The organism is Streptomyces sp. TAA204 (genome assembly GCF_000424965.1).
Window position 1 is genome coordinate 175,539 of record NZ_AUKW01000001.1, and the last position, 24,154, is coordinate 199,692.

General features: G+C 72.3%; 21 protein-coding genes. 10 read left to right on the top strand and 11 right to left on the bottom strand.

The window, feature by feature from the left end; genetic code table 11:
• Positions 1-20: 20 nt before the first annotated feature.
• Positions 21-1,670 (bottom strand): penicillin-binding transpeptidase domain-containing protein, encoded by a 1,650-nt coding sequence (locus H343_RS0100755; RefSeq protein WP_028429578.1) that lies wholly within the window; start codon positions 1,668-1,670, stop codon positions 21-23.
• 201 nt (positions 1,671-1,871) lie between these two features.
• Complete coding sequence (locus H343_RS0100760; RefSeq protein WP_037901971.1) at positions 1,872-3,656, bottom strand: phospholipid carrier-dependent glycosyltransferase; 1,785 nt, start codon at positions 3,654-3,656, stop codon at positions 1,872-1,874.
• Between the two features lie 218 nt (positions 3,657-3,874).
• Between H343_RS0100760 and rsmI the strand changes: the two genes are divergently transcribed.
• From rsmI to H343_RS0100800, 8 genes are all read left to right on the top strand, one after another.
• On the top strand, positions 3,875-4,741 hold the full coding sequence (rsmI, locus tag H343_RS0100765) for a 16S rRNA (cytidine(1402)-2'-O)-methyltransferase (protein ID WP_028429580.1): 867 nt from the start codon (positions 3,875-3,877) through the stop codon (positions 4,739-4,741).
• A 281-nt stretch (positions 4,742-5,022) separates the two neighbouring features.
• Positions 5,023-5,346: a hypothetical protein gene (locus tag H343_RS28120; protein WP_486586733.1), complete on the top strand. Its 324-nt coding sequence runs from the start codon at positions 5,023-5,025 to the stop codon at positions 5,344-5,346.
• A gap of 81 nt (positions 5,347-5,427) precedes the next feature.
• Complete coding sequence (locus H343_RS0100775; protein WP_028429581.1) at positions 5,428-6,264, top strand: TatD family hydrolase; 837 nt, start codon at positions 5,428-5,430, stop codon at positions 6,262-6,264.
• A 125-nt stretch (positions 6,265-6,389) separates the two neighbouring features.
• A complete protein-coding gene (locus H343_RS28125) occupies positions 6,390-8,000 on the top strand; it encodes a resuscitation-promoting factor (protein ID WP_486586734.1) in 1,611 nt (536 codons plus the stop codon).
• A gap of 86 nt (positions 8,001-8,086) precedes the next feature.
• Positions 8,087-8,938, top strand: a complete 852-nt coding sequence (gene rsmA / locus H343_RS0100785) for a 16S rRNA (adenine(1518)-N(6)/adenine(1519)-N(6))-dimethyltransferase RsmA (RefSeq protein WP_028429582.1) — start codon at positions 8,087-8,089, stop codon at positions 8,936-8,938.
• The gene (locus H343_RS0100790) at positions 8,935-9,861 is read left to right on the top strand and encodes a 4-(cytidine 5'-diphospho)-2-C-methyl-D-erythritol kinase (protein WP_028429583.1); all 927 of its coding nucleotides are present in this window, start codon (positions 8,935-8,937) and stop codon (positions 9,859-9,861) included. Before rsmA ends, H343_RS0100790 begins: the two co-directional genes overlap by 4 nt.
• Before the next feature lie 469 nt (positions 9,862-10,330).
• Positions 10,331-10,879, top strand: a complete 549-nt coding sequence (locus H343_RS0100795; RefSeq protein ID WP_106958749.1) for a DUF1062 domain-containing protein — start codon at positions 10,331-10,333, stop codon at positions 10,877-10,879.
• A 102-nt stretch (positions 10,880-10,981) separates the two neighbouring features.
• Positions 10,982-12,217 (top strand): GDSL-type esterase/lipase family protein, encoded by a 1,236-nt coding sequence (locus H343_RS0100800; protein ID WP_037901978.1) that lies wholly within the window; start codon positions 10,982-10,984, stop codon positions 12,215-12,217.
• Between the two features lie 35 nt (positions 12,218-12,252).
• Here the strand turns inward: H343_RS0100800 and H343_RS0100805 are convergent, their stop codons facing one another.
• The 4 genes from H343_RS0100805 to H343_RS0100820 form a co-directional block, all read right to left on the bottom strand.
• Entirely contained in the window at positions 12,253-13,050 is a 798-nt protein-coding gene (locus H343_RS0100805; RefSeq protein WP_028429586.1) for an SDR family oxidoreductase, read from the bottom strand.
• A 76-nt stretch (positions 13,051-13,126) separates the two neighbouring features.
• On the bottom strand, positions 13,127-13,570 hold the full coding sequence (locus tag H343_RS0100810; RefSeq protein WP_028429587.1) for a hypothetical protein: 444 nt from the start codon (positions 13,568-13,570) through the stop codon (positions 13,127-13,129).
• Positions 13,567-14,385 carry an SAM-dependent methyltransferase gene (locus H343_RS0100815; protein WP_028429588.1) on the bottom strand — a complete coding sequence of 273 codons (819 nt, stop codon included), beginning with the start codon at positions 14,383-14,385 and terminating at the stop codon, positions 13,567-13,569. Before H343_RS0100815 ends, H343_RS0100810 begins: the two co-directional genes overlap by 4 nt.
• Positions 14,386-14,626: 241 nt before the next feature.
• Positions 14,627-15,508, bottom strand: coding sequence for a Scr1 family TA system antitoxin-like transcriptional regulator (locus H343_RS0100820; RefSeq protein ID WP_028429589.1), 882 nt, complete (start codon positions 15,506-15,508; stop codon positions 14,627-14,629).
• A 158-nt stretch (positions 15,509-15,666) separates the two neighbouring features.
• Between H343_RS0100820 and H343_RS0100825 the strand changes: the two genes are divergently transcribed.
• Complete coding sequence (locus H343_RS0100825; protein WP_158679491.1) at positions 15,667-16,116, top strand: ATP-binding protein; 450 nt, start codon at positions 15,667-15,669, stop codon at positions 16,114-16,116.
• A gap of 86 nt (positions 16,117-16,202) precedes the next feature.
• On the opposite strand, the gene H343_RS0100830 is transcribed toward H343_RS0100825, so the two are convergent.
• The 4 genes from H343_RS0100830 to H343_RS0100845 form a co-directional block, all read right to left on the bottom strand.
• Positions 16,203-17,570, bottom strand: a complete 1,368-nt coding sequence (locus tag H343_RS0100830) for a serine hydrolase domain-containing protein (protein WP_486586757.1) — start codon at positions 17,568-17,570, stop codon at positions 16,203-16,205.
• A gap of 88 nt (positions 17,571-17,658) precedes the next feature.
• Positions 17,659-18,495: an ABC transporter ATP-binding protein gene (locus H343_RS28130; RefSeq protein ID WP_051264423.1), complete on the bottom strand. Its 837-nt coding sequence runs from the start codon at positions 18,493-18,495 to the stop codon at positions 17,659-17,661.
• A gap of 7 nt (positions 18,496-18,502) precedes the next feature.
• Entirely contained in the window at positions 18,503-19,267 is a 765-nt protein-coding gene (cbiQ, locus tag H343_RS0100840; RefSeq protein WP_028429592.1) for a cobalt ECF transporter T component CbiQ, read from the bottom strand.
• Position 19,268: 1 nt separating this feature from the next.
• Entirely contained in the window at positions 19,269-20,519 is a 1,251-nt protein-coding gene (locus H343_RS0100845) for an energy-coupling factor ABC transporter permease (protein WP_028429593.1), read from the bottom strand.
• 278 nt (positions 20,520-20,797) lie between these two features.
• Here H343_RS0100845 and H343_RS0100850 point away from each other — a divergent pair, with 278 nt between their 5' ends.
• On the top strand, positions 20,798-21,211 hold the full coding sequence (locus tag H343_RS0100850) for an SsgA family sporulation/cell division regulator (protein ID WP_028429594.1): 414 nt from the start codon (positions 20,798-20,800) through the stop codon (positions 21,209-21,211).
• Positions 21,212-21,509: 298 nt separating this feature from the next.
• On the opposite strand, the gene H343_RS28135 is transcribed toward H343_RS0100850, so the two are convergent.
• Positions 21,510-23,780, bottom strand: coding sequence for an MMPL family transporter (locus H343_RS28135; RefSeq protein ID WP_051264424.1), 2,271 nt, complete (start codon positions 23,778-23,780; stop codon positions 21,510-21,512).
• Positions 23,781-24,154: the final 374 nt, after the last annotated feature.

Genomic DNA, 24,154 nt, shown 5'->3' on the forward strand with positions numbered 1-24,154 from the left:
GCGGGGCGCCGGGCGCGGGCTCAGCCCGTACCGGCCTCCAGGATCTTGCGGACGACCGGGCCGGCGTTGTCGCTGCCGTGCCCCGAGGCGGGTACGACCGCGGCCGCCGAGATGTCGCCGTTGTAAGCCGTGAACCACGCGTTCGGCTTCTTCTGGCCGTCGACCTCGGCGGAGCCCGTCTTGGCACCGACGTCGCCGCTGAGGCCCGCCATCGGCTCGGCGGCCGTACCGCTCGCCGCCGTCAGCTTCATCAGGTTCTTCAGCGCGCTCTTCGTCCCCGGCTTCATCTCACGCGAGGCCTTGGCGATCTCCCGGTCGTCCAGCGAGGGAGAGACGATCACCGGCTGCCTGAAGGTGCCGCTCTGCACGGTCGCCGCGACGGACGCCATGTTGAGCGGGTTCATCCGCACGCCGCCCTGGCCGATCAGGGAGGCGGCCATCTGGGCGTCCGACATGGTGGGCACGCTGCCGTCGAACGTCCCCGTGCCCACGTTCCAGTTCTGGCCGATGCCGAAGACCTCGCGGGTCTCCTTGCCCAGGTCGTCGTTCTCGAGCTTCTCGGCCTGGGTGATGAAGGCGGTGTTGCAGGAGCGGGCGAAGCTCTGCGCGAAGGTGCCGTTCTCGATCTCGAACTTGTCGTCGTTCTGGAACTTCCAGCCGCCGTACGTGTGGAACTTGGGGCACGGGTGCGGCTTGTCCGGTGAGGCGAGGCCCTTGTCGAGCAGCATCGCGGCGGTGATCACCTTCATGGTGGAGCCGGGCGCGAGGGAGCCGCGGAAGGCGGCGTTGAAGCCGTCGGCGGGCGAGTTGGCGACGGCGAGCACCTCGCCGGTGCTGGACTTCACGGCGACGGCGGAGGCCTTGGGCTTGCCCTTCACCGACTGCTCGGCGGTCACCTGGACGTCCTTGTCCAGAGTGGTCTTGAGGGTGCCCGGCTGCCCCTTGGAGAGCGTCCGCAGCGTGGTGCCGGTGTCCTCGCCCTTGGCGTCGACGATGCGTGTCTCGACTCCGGGGGTGCCGTCCGTCTTGTCGCCGTACCGCTTGCGCAGGTCGTCGAGGACGCCGGCGAGCATCGGGTGCTCTTCCTTGGTGAGCGGGGCGCCGTTGCGGTCGACGGCCTTGATCGGCGGCGTCCCCGCCTTGCCGGTCCTGACCGACTCGCCCTCCTTCAGCTTCGGGTTCAGCACCTGCGGCTTCCAGTCGACGACTGCCTCGCCGCTCTTCTTGTCGCGCACGACTTCGAGCGAGGAGCTGTAGGCCCAGGCGGAACGCTGCTTCTCGTACGCGATCTGCGCGGTCACGTCGAACGGGACCTTCGCACCGGAGGGGGTGTCGGGCGAGAGTCCGACCTTCGAGACGCGTGCGTCGTCGTGATAGCTCTTGAGGCTCGCGGCGGCCTGCGCCTTGTCGTCGGTCATCGCGGCGGCCTCCTTGGTGTCCCCTGAGGCCCACGCGCTGAGGAACTGCTTGGCCGTGGTGCGGACTTCGGCCGCGCTGGGCGGGCCGGTCCTGACCTTCTTCCCTCCCTCGCCGTCGTCGGACGAGGTGACGCTTCCGTTGCCGCCTTCCTTGCTGTCACCCCCGACGAGGGCGTAGACGCCGAAGCCGGTGGCACCGACGACGACTGCGGCGGCGCCCCCGATCAGCGCCATCTTCTGAGTGTCACGCATATCTGGATTCTGCCCCTCCGCCCGCCTCGGCCGACCCGGCCAAGGACCCGTCCGAGGCACCCTAGAGCACGCGTGCAACATCACGTGCCCCCGGTCGTCCCCTTCGGGGGCATATGGCCGGGAAGCGGATTCGAATAATCACCGATTCAGGGGTTACCTGCCGACCACTGGGGGCCCGACTGCCGGGCGGCGGGAGCCCGTTCAGATCCAGGTCTCGAACCACATGCGGCCGCGCCACTCCTCCATGGGGAGGGTCTGCCCCGTGTAGATCGGCCAGAAGTACACGAAGTTCCACACGACGAGCAGCACGAGCACGCCCGAACCGACGATCCCGATGGTGCGTCTGCGCTCGTCCACGCCCGGCGGCCCGGCGAGCGCGCCGATCATCATCGACACCGCCAGGCACAGGAACGGCACGAAGACGACGGCGTAGAAGAGGAAGATCGTGCGCTCCTGGTACATGAACCAGGGCAGATAGCCCGCGGCGACACCGCACAGGACGGCGCCCGCCCGCCAGTCACGCCGGAAGAGCCAGCGGTAGAGCACGTACAGCAGCGCGAAGCAGGCCGCCCACCACAGCAACGGCGTTCCCAGCGCCAGCACTTCGCGGGCGCAGCCCTCCGCCTGGTCGGTGCAGCCGTCCTTGCCGGCCTTCGGTGACTCGTAGAAGTAGGAGACGGGGCGGCCGAGGATCAGCCAGCTCCACGGATTCGACTCGTAGGTGTGGTGCGAGGTGAGGCCGACGTGGAAGTCGTAGACCTCCGCCTCGTAGTGCCACAGGCTGCGCAGCGGGCCCGGCAGCCAGCCCCACGGCCCGGCGGCGCCCGCCTTGTCCGCCCAGTCGCGGAAGTAGCCGCCGGAGGTGGCCAGCCAGCCTGACCAGGACGCGAGATATGTGCCGAAGCTCACCACCACCAGTGAGACGAAGGCGGGCGCCGCGTCCCGCCGGAGCATCGCGGCGAACGGTCGCGGTGCCCCGGCCGTGCGGCGGGCGCCCACGTCCCACAGGACGGTGAGGATGCCGAAGGCGGCGAGGATGTAGAGGCCGTTCCACTTGGTGGCGAAGCCGAGGCCCAGGCACAGGCCGGCGGCCAGACGCCACGGACGCAGCCCGTGCCTCAGCCGGGCGCCCACATCCGGGTCGGGGCGTGAGCCGCCGGCGGTGTCGCTGCGGACGCTGCCCCCGGGTCCGTCCGGGGGCGCGTGGACGGGCGGTCCTTCGGGGAGATCGACGGGCAGCGCGCGGGCGAGGTGCGCGCGGGTGCGCTCCCGGTCCAGCAGCAGGCAGCCGAAGGCCGCCAGGACCCAGAACATCAGCACCAGGTCGAGCAGCGCGGCCCGGCTCATCACGAAGTGCAGGCCGTCCACGGCCATGAGCGCCCCGGCCAGGCAGCCCAGCACGGTGGAGCGGAAGAGGCGCCGTCCGATGCGGCAGAGCATCAGCACGGACAGTGTGCCGAGTACGGCCGTCATGAAGCGCCAGCCGAAGGGGTCCAGGCCGAACATCCACTCCCCGGCGCCGATGATCCACTTCCCGGCGGGAGGATGGACGACGTAGGAGCCCTCCGGCGAGAGCGGAATCCGCTGGGGGTCGCCGAGGATGCTGTCGTTGGCCTTGTCCGGCCAGCTTCCTTCGTAGCCGTACCGGAAGAGCGACCAGGCGTCCTTCGCGTAGTACGTCTCGTCGAATATCACGGCGTGCGGGGAGCCGAGCTGCCAGAAACGCAGCACCCCCGCGACGAGCGCGACCAGAAGCGGGCCGCCCCACGCGGACCAGCGCGCGAGGAAGGCGGCGGCGCGGGGGGAGAGGCCGAACAGCGCGCCGATTCGCAGGTCCGGCCCGGGGAACGGCGGCACCAGGCGTTCCCGGGTGCCGATCCGCGGGCGTCCCGCGTAGCCGAATCGGCGCAGCCGGACCTGCCATGTGGGCAGGCTGTCCGGGCTCTCCACGCGCTGGACGTCTGCCGCGGTGTCACTGGTCGTCACCGGGCCATCGTAGGGAACCTGCACGCGCCCCACGGCCGGCCCGCGAAGTCCGCACAGGCGCACACGGCCGCAGCGGGTGCCGGGCCGCGGCCGGGTGCGCGAGGGCCGCTGCCGGGTGCCCGAGGACCGCTGCGGGGTGCCCGAGGACCGCTGCGGGGTGCGGGAGGCCGGTGACCGTACGTGCGGTGCGGCCCGGCCGCCCTGGGAGGATGGGGTGTGTGACTGGAACGCTCGTACTCGCCGGGACACCCATCGGGGACGTCGCGGACGCGCCGCCGAGGCTCGCCCGTGAACTCGCGGAGGCCGACATCGTCGCCGCGGAGGACACCAGGCGGCTGCGGCGGCTCACGCAGGCGCTCGGCGTACGCCCCGGCGGCCGCGTCGTGTCCTACTTCGAGGGCAACGAGGCCGCCCGCACACCCGAGTTGGCGGACGCGCTCGTCTCGGGGTCCAGGGTGCTGCTGGTGACGGACGCCGGGATGCCGTCGGTCTCCGACCCCGGGTACCGGCTGGTGGCGGCGGCGGTGGAGCGGGGCGTCGGTGTCACGGCTGTGCCCGGTCCGTCCGCCGTGCTGACGGCGCTGGCGGTCTCGGGGCTTCCCGTGGACCGGTTCTGCTTCGAGGGCTTCCTGCCCCGCAAGCGGGGCGAGCGGCGGGCGCGGCTGCGCGAGGCGGCCGACGAGCGCCGCACACTGGTGTACTTCGAGTCGCCGCACCGGCTGGAGGCCGCGCTGGAGACGATGTCGGAGGTCTTCGGCCCCGACAGGCGGGCAGCCGTGTGCCGGGAGCTGACGAAGACGTACGAGGAGGTCCGGCGGGGAACGCTGGGCGAACTGGCCGGATGGGCGGCGGACGGGGTGCGCGGCGAGATCACCGTCGTCGTCGAGGGCGCGGCGGTGGGCGGCGCGCAGGAACTGGACGCCACGGAGCTGGCGCGCCGCGTCGCGGTGCGCGAAGAGGCGGGCGAGCGCCGAAAGGAGGCGATCGCGGCGGTGGCACAGCAGGAGGGAGTGCCCAAGCGCGAGGTCTTCGACGCGGTGGTGGCGGCGAAGAAGGGCGCCGCCCCGCAGGGCGGTTCCGCCTGAGCGCACGGCCTCCGCACGGCGCGGAACGGCGGCGCCGGGGGCGGTTCGGGGCACAGCGCCGGGGTGCCGCTGCCCAAGCGGCGGGCAAGGCCGCCTCCGCGAACGGCAAAGAAGGTCCGGGCAGCCGGGCGGCTTTCCCACGGCGGGACCAAATCTCCCCCAACACGGCAGAAGGGGTCGTGTGTTCGGTCCGTGGGAGGAGTCCACTGGTGGTGAGCCGTTCAGTCCGGAGAGAGCCGGAGAGTCCGGCACGTCCGGAACGTTCGGAGAGAGGTGCTGCCATGGACCACTCCGGAACGACAGTTCACGAGGCGTACTCCTTCGCCTGCATGCGGTGCGGACACGGCTGGGAGCAGGAGTACGAAGTGAGGCGCCTCGAATATCCCGACGGCACTCCGTTCGTCACCTACCGCACGGACGGTGAGCGGGTGCCGTCACCGATCACGCACCCCACGTGCGTGAAGTGCGACGGGCATCAACTGCGGATCATGCGGGCCGGGCGGGTCGCCGCCGCCCGGCCGGAACGCACCCCGCAGCGGCGGCCCGCGCCGGAGGGCCGGCCGGGCAGGCCGTCACCGGCGGACCCGGGACACCCCCGCACGTAGGGCGGCGCGCGGTACGCGCGTGGAGCGGCGCGGTACGCCGCCCGGCGGCGCCCTTCGTCCGGCACGACCTAGGATCGCGGCATGCCCACTTCCGCCAAGCCGCAGTCCCAGCCCGCGCCGCCGCTGCCCGAACCGCTGCGCGTACCGGTGGCGGATTCGCACACGCATCTGGACATGCAGGAGCCCTCTGTGGAGGAGGCCGTCGCCGCGGCGGCATCGGTGGGGGTCACCACTCTCGTCCAGGTCGGCTGCGACCTGGAGCGCTCGCGCTGGGCAGCGGAAGTGGCCGCCGAACACCCCTCGGTGCACGCGGCCGTGGCCCTGCACCCCAACGAGGCACCCCGCGCGGGCACCCGGGCCGGACTGGACGAGGCCCTCGCAGAGATCGAGAAGCTGGCAGCCCTGCCCCAGGTGCTCGCCGTCGGCGAGACAGGCCTGGACTACTTCCGCACGGGCGAGGAGGGCGTCGCGGCGCAGCAGTACTCCTTCCGCGCCCACATCGGCATCGCCAAGCGGCAGCAGCGCGCGCTCGTCATCCACGACCGTGACGCGCACGAGGACGTGCTGCGCGTCCTGGCCGAGGAGGGCGCTCCCGAGCGCACCGTCTTCCACTGCTTCTCCGGCGACGCGGACATGGCCCGACTCTGCGCGCAGAAGGGCTGGTTCATGTCCTTCGCCGGCAACGTGACCTTCAAGAACGCCGCTCCGCTGCGGGAAGCCCTCGCCGCCGCACCCCCCGAACTGCTGCTGGTGGAGACCGACGCGCCGTTCCTGACGCCGATGCCGTACCGCGGACGGCCTAACGCGCCCTACCTCGTTCCGGTCACGCTGCGCGCGATGGCGGAGACGAAGGGAATGTCCGAAGATTCCCTGGCCGGGCACGTCGCCGCCAACACGGCGCGCGCCTTCGGCTGTTGAGAGCCGCTTCGCCACGGCTTCCCGAAGCACCGGACAGTCACTCTGCGCAGTGACTCCGCTTTGGAGAGTGACGCCGACTCCGGCTACAGTCCGCGCGACATCCCGCCGGATCTTGGAGTGCGTCGTTGAGCCAGTCGCAGGGAAGTCACCGCGCGGCGCGCCGTGGTGGACACGGCACCCGCGAGCAGATGAAGCCGTCACCGCACGTGCCCGAGCAGGCGTACGACACCGACCGGGGCCGCACCGTCCGTACACGCCGCGCGGCACCGCCGTACGTGCCGCCGGTCTACGCCCAGCCCTACGGCCCGCCCTACCTCCAGCCCTACGGCCGGCTCCACGAGCGCGGACACGGGCGGGAGTCCGGCACCGGCGTCCGGACTCCCCCGGTGTACGAGCGCGGCTTCCAGGCTCCCGCTGGCTACGACCGCCCCGTCGAGCGCAGGACCGAGCGCGCGATCGAGCGCACCGTCGAGCGCGGCCTCCAGGACACCTACCGCCCCTCCTACGAGTCCTACGAGAGTTCCGAGCCCTCCCGTCCCGCTGCTGAGCCCCTGCGCGCCCCTTCCGCGGCCGCGGGGGTGCGCACCGAGGGCGGACGTGCCGCCGCGCGGCGTGCCGAGCGCGCGCGCAGGGCGTCCCAACGCCCCGAGATGCTGCGCCGGTTGCTGCCGCAGGCCCTGGTCGTGGCGTTCCTCGCAGGTGGGACGTCCGCCTTCGTCGCCCACGACAAGGCGGTGAAGCTGAGCGTGGACGGTACGCCGCGCACCCTGCACACGTTCGCGGACGACGTCGGTGAACTCCTCGACGAGGAGGGCGTGAAGGTCGGTGAGCACGACGCCGTAGGCCCCTCACCGCAGCAGGCCCTCACCCACGGTGACACGGTCGAGGTCCGCCGCGGACGACCCCTCGACCTCACCCTCGACGGCACGCGCCGCCGCGCGTGGACCACCGCGCGCACCGTGGGGGACGCGCTGCGGCAACTCGGCGTACGCACCGCGGGCGCCCGCATCTCGCCGGCACGCAGCACCCCCGTCACGCGTGACGGCCTTGAACTGGAGGTGCGCACGGAGCGCGGCGTCACCTTTCTCGCCGACGGCCGGGAGCAGACCGTAAGGACGAACGCGGCGACGGTGCTCGACGCCCTCGCCGACGCCGGGATCGAACTCGGCGCCCTGGACAGCACGTCCGAACCGCCCGACAGCTTCCCGCGCGACGGGCAGACCATCACGGTGACGCGGATCACCGGGAGCGAGAAGGTGGAGGAGGAGCGGATCGGATTCGAGACGGTCCGGCGGGCGGACCCGGAGCTGACCGTCGGCACGGAGGTCGTGGCACAGGCGGGCAGGCCGGGCCTGAGGCGTGTCACCTACCGGCTGCGTACCGTCGACGGCGTGCGGGAGAAGCCGAGACGGATCGCCGTGGAGGTGCTGCGGCGCCCGGAGCACCGGATCGTCCGGGTCGGCACGAAGCCGCTGCCCACCTCCGTGCCGGGCGCGGACCACCTCGACTGGCAGGCGCTGGCGCAGTGCGAGTCCGGCGGCAGGCCGGGCGCGGTGGACGCCTCCGGGCACTACGGCGGGATGTACCAGTTCGACCCGCACACCTGGCGCGGGCTGGGCGGACAGGGACGTCCGCAGGACGCGCCGGCGGAGGAGCAGACCTACCGCGCCAAGAAGCTCTACGTCTCACAGGGGGCGAGTCCGTGGCCGTCCTGCGGCCGTAAACTGGCGGGGTGAACGCAGCCCCCGGCCCCGACCCCGACCGCGCTTCCGGCGGCCTCCCCGCCTCCGGCGCACAGGAGGAGGGCGGCGGCGACGCGCTCCTGGGCCCCGCCGAGATCCGCGAACTGGCTGCGGCGCTGGGCCTGCGGCCCACCAAGCAGCGGGGGCAGAACTTCGTCATCGACGCCAACACCGTGCGCAGGATCGTGCGCACGGCGGACGTCCACGCCGATGACGTCGTGCTGGAGGTCGGCCCGGGGCTGGGCTCGCTGACCCTCGCGCTGCTGCAGACCGCGCGGCAGGTCGTCGCCGTCGAGGTGGACGATCAGCTCGCCGGCGCGCTGCCTGCGACGGTAGGGGCCCGACTGCCGCACCGCTGTGGGGACTTCACCCTTGTGCACGAGGACGCGATGCACGTGAGCCGGCTGCCCGGACCGCCGCCAACCGCGCTGGTGGCCAACCTCCCCTACAACGTGGCCGTTCCGGTGCTGCTGCACATGCTGGCCACGTTCCCGGAGCTGCGACGGGCCCTGGTCATGGTGCAGTCGGAGGTCGCCGACCGGCTGGCGGCGGCACCGGGCTCGAAGGTCTACGGTGTTCCCTCGGTCAAGGCGTCCTGGTACTGCGAGGTGAAACGGGCGGGCTCCATCGGCCGCAGCGTGTTCTGGCCCGCGCCCAACGTGGACTCCGGGCTGGTCTCGCTGGTGCGCCGCGACCCGCCGCGTACGAGCGCGAGCAGGGACGAGGTGTTCGCCGTCGTGGACGCCGCGTTCGCGCAGCGCCGCAAGACGCTGCGCTCGGCGCTGACCGGGTGGGCGGGCTCCGCGGCGGCGGCCGAGGAGGCACTGAACCGTGCGGGCGTCTCCCCGCAGGCGCGCGGGGAGGCACTCACCGTCGGGGAGTTCGCAGCCATCGCCGAACAGCACTCGCCGCAGAAGGAGTCCGCAGCATGAGCGACCCCGGCCAGGTCACGGTGCGGGTTCCCGCGAAGGTCAACGTCCAGCTCGGAGTGGGTGGTCTGCGCCCCGACGGCTTCCACGGACTGGCGAACGTCTTCCTCGCCGTCGGCCTGTACGACGAGGTCACGGCGAGCCCCGCCGAGGAGCTGCGGATCACCGTCTCCGGTGCGGACGCGGCCCAGGTCCCCCTGGACGAGAGCAATCTCGCGGTGCGTGCCGCCCGGCTCCTGGCCGAGCGGCACGGACGCGAGCCGCGCGCCGCCCTGCACATCACCAAGGACATTCCCGTCGCGGGCGGTATGGCGGGCGGCAGCGCCGACGCCGCCGGCGCACTGCTCGCCTGCGACGCCCTGTGGGGTACGCGGACGTCGCAGGACGAACTGCTTTCGCTCGGGGCGCGGTTGGGCTCGGACGTGCCCTTCGCGCTCGTCGGCGGTGCCGCTCTGGGCCGTGGCCGCGGCGATCTCCTGACGCCGCTGGAGGTGGGCGGCGCCTTTCACTGGGTGTTCGCCGTCGCGGACGGCGGCCTGTCCACACCGGCCGTCTACCGCGAGTGCGACAGGCTCCGGGAAGCGGCCGGTACGGGCGCGGACGCCTTCCCCGAACCCGAGCCGTCGGCACGGCTGCTCGACGCGCTGCGCACCGGAGAGCCCGCCGCGCTGGCCGCCGCCCTCTCCAACGACCTCCAGGCCGCTGCCGTTTCGCTGCGGCCCTCACTGGCCGACACCCTCAAGACGGGTGTCGCCGCCGGGGCGCTGGCGGCGCTGGTCTCCGGCTCGGGCCCGACGTGCGCCTTCCTCACCGGGGACGCCGCCTCGGCGGACGCGGTCGCCCGCGCACTCGACGCCTCGGGCCACTGCCGTACCGCACGGCGGACGACCTCACCGGCACCGGGTGCGACGGTGGTGCAGCCATAGGGCCCGGCCGGTGAGCCGCGTGGCTGCCTGACGTTCCGATCGCTCCGATCGCTCCGATCGGCGTGACGCTGGGCGACTTGCCGAACGAACAACGGGCCCGGCAGGCGTCACCCCGCCCGAAAACCGGTGGAGCCGCACTGCCGTGCGCCGCTAGGGGGTGTCTGACAAATGGCGTCGTTCGCCCGCGAGGGCGGGGCCGCGGTGGCCGGTGCGTGCGATCGCAAGGCGGAGGGAGGAGAGCGCAGCGGGCTGCGCCGACGACCGACAACGCAGCGAGCGTGCGTGCCGGCCACCGCGGCCCAGACGGGATTTGTCAGACACCCCCTAGCGTGCTCCCGCCCCTGCCGCCTCGTCGAGGACTGCCGTTGTACATCCAGTGAGACCTCCTGAGCGCTGATTCGTCGCGCGTCGCGCATCTGCGACGCGCTCCTTTTCGCTGCGGACTTCTCACTGGAACCGGTGTACTCCTGTGTCCGAGAACTGGGTGGTTCTGCCCACCCGCCTCCCGCTCGTAATCCGCCGTTGCCACGCGTGCGCCTCCGAGCGCTTCAGGGCGAGCGGCAGATTCCGCGTCAACGCCAACCACAAGCTCATCGACGCCTGGCTCCTCGCGCTGTGCGCCCTCTGCGGGGAGACCAGCAAGATCACTGTCCTGGAACGGGTGAACGTGCGCTCTGTACGATCCGAGTTCCTGGACCTGCTGCACGGCAACGACCCCGGCCTGGCAGCCGTGTTGCTCCAGGACCTGCTCGTGCGGCGCCGCAATCGCATCGCCCTCGACTGGGACGGCGCCTGGCGCCTCGAAACCGGCGTCCCGGAGGAGCCCGACGGCGAGGCCACGGAGGTCTCCGTCCGCTTCGCGGCGCGGATTCCTGTACGGCCGGTACGGCTGATCGCTGAGGGCTTCGGCCTTTCGCGAGCCGAGGTCGGGAGACTGATCACCGAGGGGAACCTCGTATCGGCAGTCCGCCTGAGCGGCAAGCTGTCCGGCGATTTCGCCTTCACGCTCAAGCGCTGAGTCCGGGGGCGCCGGTGCGGGGCGGGCTGGGGCGGGGACGGTGGCCGGTACGGGGCGGAAATGCACGTGCGGAACATGCGTTCCGTTGACAGTCTGACGCCCATGAGCTCTCAGCCCGACCCCGTCCCAGGCGCTCCCTCCTCTCCCCGCGGGAGGGAGTGGATCACCACGCCCGTCTCCGCGGACCTCCTGCGCGGCGCGCTCGAACTGGAGCGCACCGAGCACGGGGTACTGCCGCACCGGCTGCCCGCCCGGGCCCGCGCACAGTGCGCCGACGGGCAGTTGGCCATGGCGGAGGCCCAGCCTTCGGGCGTACGGCTGGTGTTGCGGACCCGGGCCACCGCCGTCGAGCTGGACGCGCTCCGCACCAAGATCGCCTACGAGGGTGTCCCGCCCCGCCCGGACGGCGTGTACGACCTGCTCGTCGACGGCCGTCCGGCAGGGCAGGCCGGTGTGAGCGGCGGCAACGTCCTGACGGTGGACATGGCCACGAGCTCCGCGGAAACCCGGCCCGGCCCGGTCGGCACGGTCCGTTTCACGGGTCTGCCCGACCGCCTGAAGGACGTCGAGATCTGGCTGCCGCACAACGAGATCACGCAACTTGTGGCCCTGCGTACGGACGCCCCCGTGGAGGCCGTACCGCACGGGGACCGCAAGGTGTGGCTGCACCACGGCAGTTCGATCAGTCACGGCTCCAACGCGGCGAGCCCCACCACGACCTGGCCGGCGCTGGCCGCCTCCCTCGGCGGCGTGGAGCTGATCAACCTCGGCCTGAGCGGCAGCGCCCTGCTCGACCCGTTCACCGCCCGCGCCATGCGCGACACCCCCGCGGACCTGATCAGCGTCAAGATCGGGATCAATCTGGTCAACGCCGACCTGATGCGTCTGCGTGCCTTCGCTCCCGCGGTGCACGGCTTCCTGGACACCATCCGCGAGGGGCATCCCACCACGCCGCTGCTGGTCGTCTCGCCCGTCCTGTGCCCCATCCACGAGGACACCCCCGGCCCCGGTGCCCCGGACTTCTCCGAAATCAGCGAAGGAAGGCTCCGGTTCCGCGCCACGGGGGATCCGGCGGAACGGGCCACCGGGAAGCTGACCCTCAACGTCATCCGCGACGAACTGGCCCGCGTCGTGAAGCAGCGCTCGGCGGACGACGCGAACCTGAGTCATCTCGACGGCCGCGACCTCTACGGCGAGACGGACGCTGCCGAACTGCCACTGCCCGACCAGCTCCATCCGGACGCCGCCACCCACCGCCGCATCGGCGAACGCTTCGCCGCCCTGGCCTTCGGCTCCGGCGGCCCGTTCGCCGCCGAAAGCGCTCCCGGGAGCGGCTGACCGCCTCGAACAGCCGGCCGCACGGTGGTACGGGCCTAATCGCTGCCCGCACCACCGTGCCGAATGGCGTTGTGAAAGGCGGTGTTGACGGATGTGATGCCGCCGTCGACGGGGAGCGTGACCCCGGTGATCCACGCCGCGTCCCCGGAGGCCAGGAAGGCGACCGCCGCAGCGATGTCGTCGGGAAGACCCACCCGGCGCAGCGGATAGACCGCCGCCGCGCGCTCCAGTGCCGCTTCCCGTCCCGCCCAGGCCGCGGTGTGCACGGTGCCGGGAGCGACGAGGTTGACCCGAACGCCCCGTTCCCCGCCGTCCCCCGCGAGGGTGCGGGTGAGACCGGCGAGTCCGGCCTTGGCGGCGCTGTAGGCGTGGTTGCCGAAGTCCTGGATGCCGTTGACCGAACCGATGTTGACGATCGCGCCCCGTCCGCCGGCCGCCGCGAGGTACGGCATGGCGGCGCGTGCGCAGCGGAAGGCGCCGGTGAGGGTGGTGTCCAGGTCCCGCTCCCAGACCTCGTCCGGCTCGTCCTCCAGCAGGGAGGCGTCCGCATGGCAGGAGTAGGCGTTGTTGACGAGGACGTCGAGGCGGCCGAAGCGGGCCACGGCGCCTTCCACCGCTGCGCCCACGGCCTGCCGGTCCCCCACGTCGCAGGCCATGCCGTCGGCCTCGCCACCGCTCTCGCGGATCTCCCCGGCCGTACGGGCGGCGCGCGCGCCGTCCAGGTCGGTCACCAGCACCCGCGCGCCCTCACCCGCCAGCCGCCGGGAGACGGCGGCGCCGATCCCCTGTCCGGCTCCGGTCACCAGCGCCGTGTGTCCCTCGAATCTCCGCATCGGCCGAGCTTGACGTGCCCGCCCGGCCCAAGTCCAGGGATTCCGCGACGACGCGCGCCTGCCGGTGCGGTGGTGGTCAGTCCGGTGTCCGCTCCGGTGGCGGTCCCCCGGCGGCGTCCGCCGTGTCCACCGCCTCGGCCGGTGTCCCCGCCTCGGCCGGTGTCCCCGCCTCGGCCGCGGAGGCCGCCTCAGCAGTGCCCGGCTCCCGCGCCGCCTCCGCACCGTCACTTCGAGCCCGGCCACGCGCGGCGCGCGAGATCGGGATCACGGGAGCGAGCCGGTCCGCTCCGGCGCCGCCGTCACCGCGTCCGCCGGCCTCGCCGGCACCCGGCGGCGCCCCGGGCCCCGTCGCTGCGTCCCCGGACTCCGGCCCGTAGCGGCCCGCGCCCATGAACACCGACAGCACGTGCGCCACGGACTCGCCGGTCGTCCTGGCGCGTATACGGGCCATCTGCAGCTGGTGCTCCGTGGGCCTCTGTCCGCGGCCGGAGACCTCATCCCTTCCCAGAGGGTCACTCATGGCTTCCTGCCCACGGCCGCGTAGAGCGTGGCGCTGCGCAGCACTTCGGCTTCCTCCGCGGTGAGTTCGGCCGCCGGCTCCGGACGCCATTCGTGTGCGGCGGTCACTCCGGGTTCGAGCAGCTCCATGCCCTCGAAGAAGCCTTCGACCTCCTGCTGGGAACGCAGCTGCACGGTCGTGCCGCCCGCGTCGTAGATCTTCTTCACGCCCTGCCAGGCGGCCGCGTCGAAGTCGGTGGTGCAGTGCGAGAGGACCAGGAAGCTGCCGGGGGCGAGCTGTTCGAGCAGACCGCGCACGATGTCGTACGGCCTGTTCTCGTCCGGGACGAAGTGCAGGAGGGCCACGAGCGAGAGGGCCACGGGCCTGTCCAGGTCGATGATCTCGCGCAGCCGCGGGGAGTCGAGGATGGCGTCCTCGCGGACGTCGGCGTTGATGTAGGCGGTGCGGCCCTCGGGTGTGCTGCGCATCAGCACGTCCGCGTACTCCAGGACGGTCGCGTCGTGGTCGGCGTAGACGACGCGTGCGTCGGGGGCGGTCTCCTGGGCGACCTGATGGAGGTTGGGCGCCGTGGGGATGCCGGTGCCGATGTCCACGAACTGCCGGATGCCGTACTCGGAGGCCAGGGTTCGCGTCGCGCGGTGCATGAACGCCCGGTTGGTCTCGGCGGTGTGACGGATCTGGGGGCAGACCGTCAGGACCTTCTCCGCCGCCTCCTCGTCGACCGGGTACCAGTCCTTCCCGCCGAGGTAGTAGTCGTACATGCGGGCCGAGTGGGGCCTGCTGGTGTCTATCTCCGGCTTCCCGGGCGTGGTCATGTGTCATCCCTCTTCTGCCGTGCGGAGCCTGCGGGGGCGCGGCGGCGAGTACGTCCCCCGCAGGCCGGTCGGTGTGGTCGGCCGGACCGGCGGACGGTGCTGTGGTCGGGTCGTGCCGGTCCGGGTCCATCGGGCTGTGCGGACGAGTGCGGTCGACTCGTGCCCTGGTGCGGTGGTGCCGTGGTGCCGTGGTGCCGTGGTGCCGTGTGGTGCGGCGGCCGATGCGGTGACCGGCCCGGGTTCATCTGTCGAACTCCTTGCGCAGATCGGTCAGATACGCGCGCGGGTCCGGTACGTGGTCGGCGGCCAGCAGCGAGACGCGCGTGAGAGCCTCCAGGTGCGTGACGACGTCGGGACGCTGGTCCAGGTAGACCGCGCTGGTCAGCCCGACCTCGGTGTAGACGATGTCCTGCAACTCCCGTTCGCGGAAGCGGAAATAGGTCAGATGCCCGCCCGTTCCCGGGTGCGGGCCCGCCGCGAGCGGGAGGATGCGCAGCGTCACGTTCGGCATCCCGGTGGCCTCGATCAGCCGGTCCAACTGGCCCCGCATCACGGCCGGTCCGCCCACTTCGCGCCGCAGCGCGGACTCCTCCAGCACGACCCACAGCGTCGGCGCCTCCGGCCGGTCCAGCAGGGCCTGTCTGCGTACCCGCAGATCGACCCTGTGCTCCAGCGCGTCGTCCGCCTCGTGCGGGAAGCCGGCGCGGATGACCGCCCGTGCGTAGTCCCGTGTCTGCAACAGCCCCGTCACGTAGTGCGGTTCGTAGACCCGGATGACCTGTGCGTCGGTCTCCAGGCTCACGTAGGCACGGAACCAGTCCGGGAGGGCGTCGCGGAACGGATACCACCAACCGGGGGCGTTGGCCTGCTCGGCCATCGCGATGAACTCCCCGATCTCCTCGTCCTGGACGCCGTAGAGCCGCAACAGCTCCTTGACGTAGGGGACTTTCAGGCCGACTTGGGCGTTCTCCATCCGCCTGATCGTCAGATGGTTGACGCGCAGGGCCTTCGCGGCGGTCTCCACACGGACGCCCGAGGTCTCACGCAGCTCCTTGAGCCGCTTCCCGAGGATGATGCGCAGCACCGTGGGGGCACTCGAACCGCTCGGCAGTGCATCGGTCACGCCCTACCTCCTGCGGATCAGTGACTTCGGCAATGATGTCCGGACCCGGTGCTGCAGCGAAGAAATTCGGTCAACTCCGGCCACGTCATTGCGTCTTCACTCTGAAATTATCAGAAGGAAGCTTGCGAGTTGAAGACCGCAGCGCTCATAGTGACCACGTGCTCCCCTTGAGCGTGCCCCCCACGCACCTGCCGCCGCGTCTGCCGTCCGACACCGGCACGGAGACCCATGCGCTCCGGCTGCCCGCCGAGGAGATCAGCGTCCCCCGTGCACGGCATGCCCTGGACCGCTGGCTCCGTGAGCGAGGTGCCTCCTGTGATTTACGCGAGCAAGCCGCCCTCGTGCTGTCGGAGTTGACCACCAACGCGGTCACCCACACGGACAGCGAATGGATCGTCTGCGCCGCCGCCTTCTCCGCCGGCGGCGGGGTCCAGGTGGAGGTGCACGACGACGACACGACCAGCCGTGAACCCCAACGTCAGCCCCCCACCGCCGAGAAGGAGTGCGGACGCGGGCTGTACATCGTCGAGTCACTCGCCCACCGCTGGGGTGTGACGGTCTCCCCCGTCACGCGCGGCAGCGCCGTGTGGGCCCAGCTCGAAGGCTGAAACAGGGCGCCGCCGCGCCGGAGCGCCCGGAGCGCCACCGCTCCCCCGGGCCCCGGGCGCGGCAGGCGCCCGGGGCGCCGGTCTCCTCAGACGCACCCGCGCAGCGCCCGTACCAGGGCGTGCGTGCGCGGGTCCGAGGTGACGGAGCGCTGCATGGCGGCGGTGACGTACGCGAAGGCGGTGCCCGACTCGGGATCGGCGAACGCCAGCGAGCCGCCGCGCCCCGGGTGTCCGAAAGAGCCCGGCGTGAGCATCGGCGCCGACGCGCTGTGCAGCATGAACCCCAGCCCGAAGCGGGAACCGACGACCAGGACCCGGTCGGGCCCGGACGACTCCAGGGAGCGCGCCTGGGTCAGCGTCGCGGGCGTGAACAGGCGCCTCCCGCTGCCCGCCGGCGCGCGCCGCGCACCGCCCCGTCCGGCGCCGCCGGCGGGGCCCTGTGCGCCCTTGCCTCCCCGCGCGCCGTTCCCCTCGGGCAGCGGGCCGATGAGGGCCGCGTAGAAGCGCGAGAGGGAGCGGGCGGTGGCCACGGCGCCCGAGCCGGGGAGTCCGGCGGCGAGGTACGCCGGGTCGTTCTCGTCCGGACGGGGATCGATCGCGTCGAAGGCCCTCCGGGTCAGCGAGCGGGGATCGTCGTACGCCTCGGTCACCGCCTTCTTGGGCCGCAGCCGCAGCCCCGCGGCTGCCGGCAGCTCGGGAGTGGGCACCTGGACGAGACGGGCGAGATCCGCCCCCGCCGTGTCGGGGAGCCCGAACCACATGTCGAGCCCGAGCGGCCCCGCGACCTCTTCGGCGAACCAGCGGCCCAGCGTACGGCCCGTGGCACGCCGCACCAGCTCCGCCAGGAGCCAGCTGTAGGTGTGCGCGTGGTACCCGTGCGCGGTGCCCGGCTCCCACAGGGGCGCCTGCGCGGCGAGCGCGGCCGGCCCGCTGACGCCGTCGACGGCCTGGGCGAGGGTGAGCGGCGCGGTGAGGGCGGGCAGTCCCGCGCGGTGCGCGAGCACGTGGCGCACCAGCAGCCGCTCCTTGCCGTTGGTCTTGAACTCGGGCCAGTACGTGGCGACGGGCGCGTCGAGGTCCAGCTGACCCCGCTGGTGCAGCAGATGGAGGACGGCCGCGGCCGGCCCCTTGGAGGCGGAGCGTATGACGGCAGCCGTACCGGACCGCCAGGGGCCGCCCGGCCGCGCGAACCCGCCGGGCATGGGCAGCCCTGCCGGCTCGCCCGACCCGCCCGGCTCTCCCTGCTCCTCCGTCTGCTCCTGCGGCTCCCGCTCCTCCGGCCCGTCGTGCGCGCCGCGTGCCGCGTTGCCCGAACCCGCCCACAGGTCGACGACGACGCGGCCCTCCCGGTGCACCGTCAGCGCCGCGCCGGTCTCCCCGCGCTCCCGGAAGTTCGCCGCGAAAGCGTCACGGACCGGTTCGTAGCCGTCCGCCACCTCGCCCTGGACGTCCACCGCGGTCTCCGCGTTCTCAGCGCTCACGCCCTCGTCCGTCCGCTCGTGCCCGATGCCCGTGCCGTGTGCCCGTGCGCCTTCCATGGTGCTACCGGCCGGGGACGGTCACCGATCCGGGGTCGAAGCCGAAGGGCAGCTCCAGCCGGTGCCTGGCCATCAGCCCCTCGTCGCACAGAAGTTGCTGAGTGCCCCCGTCGGCGACGATGACACCGTCGCTGAGCACCACGGAGCGGGGGCACAACTGGAGGGCGTACGGGAGGTCGTGCGTGACCATCAGCACCGTGACGTCCAGCCGGCCGAGGATGTCCGCCAGTTCACGTCGGGATGCCGGGTCGAGATTCGAGGACGGCTCGTCCAGGACGAGTATCTCCGGCCGCATGGCCAGCACGGTGGCCACGGCGACCCGGCGGCGCTGGCCGAAGGAGAGGTGGTGCGGCGGACGGTCCGCATGGGCCTCCATGCCGACCTGTGCGAGCGCGTCGTGCACGCGCGAGGCCAGTTCCGCGCCCCGCAGACCCGCCGTGGCGGGGCCGAAGGCGACGTCCTCACGGACCGTCGGCATGAACAGCTGGTCGTCGGGGTCCTGGAAGACGATGCCCACCCGGCGCCGGATCTCGGCCAGGTTCCGTGGCCCGACGGGCAGACCGGCGACGGTCACGGAGCCCGCACCGGCGGAGAGGATGCCGTTGAGGTGCAGCACGAGCGTGGTCTTGCCCGCCCCGTTGGGGCCGAGCAGCGCGACCCGCTCACCCCGCGGGACGGTCAGGTCCACGCCGAACAGGGCCTGGTGGCCGTCGGGGTAGGCGTAGGCGAGCCCGGCGACATGGAGGGAGGGAGGCTGCGGCTCCTCTTCTCCCCGCGGGCTCCCGGCCGCTCCGGTGCCTCCGGTGCCTCCGGTGCCTCCGGTGCCTCCGGTGCCGGTCATGGTGTCCTCACAGGGCCCATCCCATCAGACAGACCGCGAGCGCTGCGAGCGGGAGCATCCCGGCCCCGGTCCACTGCCGGCGCGTCGCGGTCACTTCGTCGATGACGGGCATCGTGCCCGTGTATCCCCGGCTGACCATGGCGAGATGGACGCGCTCGCCGCGTTCGTAGGAGCGGATGAACAGCGCTCCGGCGGACTTCGCCAGCACCCCCCACTGCCGTACGCCCGTCGCCCGGAACCCCCGGGAGAGACGGGCCGTGCGCATGCGGCGCATCTCGTCGGTGATGACGTCCCCGTAGCGGATCATGAAGGACGCGATCTGCACGAGCATCGGCGGCAGCCTCAACCGCTGGAGGCCGAGCAGGAGTTCACGCAGCTCGGTCGTCGAGGCGAGGATGACGGAAGCGGCGACGCCCAGGGTGCCCTTGGCCAGGATGTTCCAGGCGCCCCAGAGACCGGACTCGGACAGGGACAGCCCCCACACCTCGACGTAGGGCCCCCGCGCGACGAACGGCATCAGGAAGGCGAACGCGACGAACGGCACCTCGATCAGCAGCCGTTTGAGCAGATGCCCGTACGGCAGCCGCGCCACGCGCGCGACGGCGGCGAGCAGGAACGCGTACAGCCCGAAGGCCCACATCGCCTCGCGCGGCGTGGAGACGACAAGGAGGACGAAGCAGAGGACGGCGACGAGCTTGCAGTGCGGCGGCAGGGCGTGCACGGGTGAGTGCCCGTGCAGATACAGCTTGTGGGCGTGGCCCGTGCCGCCCATCTCAGCCGGTCCGCTGGTCGTCGTCGTGCGGGGACGTTCCCGGAGTCCGCGCGGCCGGAGCCGGGTCCGGCAGGGACGAGGCGTCCTCGGCGGTGCCCTCCGCGCGGCGGCGGCGCACCGCCACGAAGATGCCGCTGCCGACCGCGAGCGTCGCGCCGACCCCGACCACGCCCGCGAGGCCGCCGGAGAGGCGGGTGTCGGTGACCGCCTCGATGCCGTAGTCGGCGAGGGGGGAGTCCTCGGCCGCGTGGTCCTCGGCCTTCTCGTCGATGCCGTTGTCGGCGGCGACGCTCTCCAGACCGTCGGGGCTGGAGGAGGCGTAGAAGCTGACGACGCCCGCGCACAGCAGGGTCGCGGCCAGACCTCCCAGCCACATCCCGCGGTTGGAGCGGGGCGCGGCAGCGGTCGCTGACTCACCCGCGGCTGCGGCCGCCGGCTGCCGCTCCCCCTCGGGCGCGGAGGCGGGCCGCGCAACCGCACCCTGTTCGGGACGGGGCTGCGCCGCCGTCTCTCCGGGCGCAGCGACCGGTGACGTACGCAGTTGGAGCGGGCCGGAGGCCAACTCCCGTGCCCCGTGGACGAGATCGGGCCGTACGGCGATGACGGCGCCGACCGTGGCCGCCGTGATCACCGCCTCGCCGATGCCGATCAGCACGTGCACACCGGTCATCGCCGCGAGGACGCGGCCCAGTTCGACGTCGGCGGTGCCGCCGAGTGCGTACAGCCCCGTGAAAGCGATCGCCGAAGCGGGGACCGAGATCAGCGCGGCGGCGAAGGAGGCCCCGGTCACCGCGCCGCGGCCGCGCGGCAGTACGAGCAGCAGCGCGCGCAGCACGCCGTACGCGACCAGGACCGTCACGACGCCCATGATGAGGATGTTCACGCCCAGCGCGGTCAGTCCGCCGTCGGCGAAGAGCACCGCCTGCATCAGCAGGACGACCGCGACACAGAGCATTCCCGTGAAGGGGCCCACGAGTATCGCCGCCAGCGCACCGCCCAGCAGGTGCCCGCTCGTCCCTGCCGCCACCGGGAAGTTCAGCATCTGCACGGCGAAGATGAAGGCGGCGACGAGCCCGGCGAGCGGCGCGGTGCGCTCCGCCGTCACCCCGGCCGCTCCGGGGTGGGCCGCGCCGTCCCGGTCGCCGCCGAGTTCGCGGCGGGCGCCGCGCAGCGAGAGCGCGACCGCTCCCGCCGCCGCCACCCCGGCCGCGACCGAGACGGGGGCGTTGATGAATCCGTCCGGCACATGCATGACGCCGCTCCGCTTCTCGAAATCCTGTGGACCGGTGGATGATCCGGCCACTGCACAACCGTTTGATGATAGGGGCTACCTGCAAAGTGATTGCAAGAGCGCCTCCCTGGCCGGAATGGACGGGCATGCGGCGGGTGTTCATCCGTCATTGGTGGAAACCTGTGGCATACCTCACCCCGTTCCGTCAGTGACTCTTTGCCTCTTCGTGCGTCTGACACCAGGAAGGGGCAACACAGTCAGAGCGGCTACGCCCGCCCCGACAACGACAGGAGCAGACGATGTCCGCAGTCTTCGATCAATCAGTTGAGGCACTGCTGATCGCAGAGCCGCCGGCCGCCCGTTCTTTCCACGCCGCACTCCGCTACGACGAGTCCGATCCGCTGGCCGTACGGCTCGTCTTCCCCGCTGACGCCTCCCTGGACGGGACGGAGGTGCCGTGGGCGTTCGCCCGTGAACTGCTGGACGCGGGACTGCGCGAACCGGCGGGCGAGGGCGACGTGCACGTGTGGCCGCGCAGCGGCACCCGTACCGTCGTCGAACTGCTCTCCCAGGAAGGCGTCGCCGTCGTGGAGTTCGACAGTGCGGACCTGCGCCGCTTCCTGCTCCGCTCCTACGACGCGGTCCCGGCCGGCCGCGAACACAGCGAACTGGACCTCGACAACGGCCTGGCCGCCCTGCTGCGCGGCGTCTGACCCCGCACAGGCGGAGACCGGGCGGCCGGGGAGTCCGTGTCCGCGCGCGGACACCCGGCACACCTACACCCGGCACGAGGACGCCCAGCACGCCGACGCCCGGTTCCGCGGAGCCCGGACAGCACCAGGACGCCCCACATGTGACCGTCCGCATGTGACCGTCCGCATGCGACCGCCCGCTCGCGGTCCGCACACAAGCGAAGAGCGGACCCGCGCCGCAGCGCCGGTCCGCCCCTGCTCCCACAGCCCGCGCCGCCCCGCCCGGGGGAGGGAGCGGCACGGACCGTCTCGTCACGTACTACACGTTGCTCGGCTCATGATCCCGCTGATGCGGGAGACGGGGAGCCCCCTCTCCGCCCTCCGCGCCGCGTGCGCCGTCCTCATCCGGCTCCAGCTGGCGCCGCAGCCGCTCACCCTCCACGTCGACGTTGGGCAGCAGCCGGTCCAGGCGGCCCGGCAGCCACCAGGCCTTCCGGCCCAGCAGAGCCAGCACCGCGGGAACGATCGCCATACGGACGACGAGCGCGTCGAAGAGGATCGCGACGGCGAGCCCGAAGCCCATCATCTTGATCATGGATTCCGAGGCGCCGATGAAGCCCGCGAAGACGCTGATCATGATGACGGCCGCGGCCATCACCACTCTCGCTCCCAGCTTGAAGCCGGAGACGATCGCCTGGCCCGGCCCTTCCCCGTGCACGTACGCCTCGCGCATGCGCGTCACCAGGAAGACCTCGTAGTCCATCGCGAGACCGAAGATCACCCCGACCATGAAGATCGGCATCATGCTCATGATCGGCCCCGTCTGTTCCACGCCGATCACGTCCGCGAGCCAGCCCCACTGGAAGACCGCCACGACCGAGCCCAGAGCGGCCAGCACCGACAGCAGGAAGCCCGCCGCCGCCTTGAGCGGAACCAGCACCGAGCGGAAGACCAGCATCAGCAGCACGAAGGCCAGACCGACCACGAGTGACAGGTAGGGCACCAGCGCGTCGTTCATCACCTGTGAGAAGTCGACCGCGACGGCGGTGGCACCGGTGACCAGCAGACCGGCCCCCGTGGCGGACCGTACGTCGCCCGCCTCGGCCCGGATCTCGCGCACGAGCTCCTCCGTCGCGGCGCTGCCCGGACCGGACTCCGGGATGGCCGTGAGGGTCGCCGTGTCTCCGCCCTTGTTGAAGACGGCGGGCGCGACGGCCACGACGCCGTCCGTCCCGGCGACCCGCTCGGAGACCTCCTTGGCCGCCGCCTTCGGGTCGTCGCTCCCGCGTGCGTCGACGACGATCATCAAGGGCCCGTTGAATCCGGGCCCGAAGCCCTCGGAGAGCATGTCGTAGGCCTTGCGCTGCGTGGTGTGCGGAGGCTGGTTGCCCTCGTCGGGCAGCCCCAGCTCCATGCTCGCCACGGGCACCGCGAGGGTGCCGAGCCCCAGCACGCCCACCGCGAGCACCATCAGGGGACGTCGCAGCACGAAGCCCGCCCAGCGCTCACCCGCGCCGGGCCTCGCCCCGGGAGCGTGCGCGTCCGGTACGCCGGTGGCCGGGTTGGCCTTGCGGACCTTGCGTCCGTAGATGCGCTTGCCCACGATCGCGAGCGCCGCCGGGACCAGGGTGATCGCGACGAGGACGGCGATGACGACCGTGCCGGCGGCGGCGAAGCCCATCTTGGTCAACAGCGGGATGTCGACCACGGCGAGTCCGGCCAGCGCGATCACCACGGTCAGTCCGGCGAAGACCACCGCGGAGCCGGCCGTGCCGACGGCCCGGCCGACCGCCTCCTCGCGCTCGCGGCCCTCGGCGAGTTCGGCCCGGTAGCGGGAGGCGATGAAGAGGGCGTAGTCGATGCCGACCGCGAGGCCGATCATCATGGCCAGCGTGGAGGTGTTGGCCGAGAGGCCGAGGGTGGCTCCCAGCGCGGCGATGCCCGAGATGCCGATCATCACACCGATGAGCGCCGTGACGAGCGGCAGCCCGGCGGCGACCAGCGAGCCGAAGGTCAACACGAGTACGACGGCCGCGACGGCGATGCCGAAGACCTCGCCGTTGCCCACTTCGGGCTGTGCGAACAGCGCGTCACCGCCGGTCTCGACCGTGAGACCCGCGTCGCGGCCCTGGCTCGCGGCCGAGTCGATCTGCTCGCGCGTCCCGTCGGAGATCTTGTCGGCGGGGACCTCGTAGGTGACGGAGGCGTAGGCGGTCGTGCCGTCCTTGCTGACGGCGCCGCTGCGCGGGGAGAAGGGGTCGGTGACCCCGGCCGCCTGACCGCCGCCGAGTTCCGCGACGGCCTCCTTCACGGCGGCCCTGTTGTCGGTGGCTGTGATCTTCTCGCCGCCGGGGGCGCGGAAGACCATCCGGGCGCTCGCGCCCTCGGCGTTCGCCTCGGGGAAGCGCTCCTCCAGTACGTCGAAGGCCTGCTGGGCCTCCGTACCGGGCAGCGCGAAGTCGTCGTCGGGCGGATTCGATGCGGTGGATGCGCCCGCACCCGCCGCTACCAGCAGCGCCACCCATATGAGGGCGACGATGCGGCGGCGCCGGAAGGCGAGCCTGCCGAGTCTGTAGAGGAAGGTGGCCACGCGAGAGGTTCTCCGGTCTCGGATCGGTTGGGACACGGCCGACGGGTCCTCACGGCGGGGACGCCGCGGGAAGAGTGTCAGCTCATGCCAAAAGACGCCGTCTCGCAAGTGAGGGATGACTCCACTGCCGCAATGAGGGACACATCACATGCCGGACCAGGGGCATCGCCCCGCGATACCAGGAGAAACAGAACAGAACCCAGTGAATCGCCACCGATCGGCTCCGCCGGACAGCCCTGCGGGTCAGCCGGCGAACGGTCACGTACGAGCGAAACCCCGTCACGGAATCCGGCTGCCCGTCAGCGGAAGGAGGGCGAGGCGCGGGAAACGGTCCGGCCGGGGCAGCCCGACGGATTCCCGGAAGGGCCGCGACC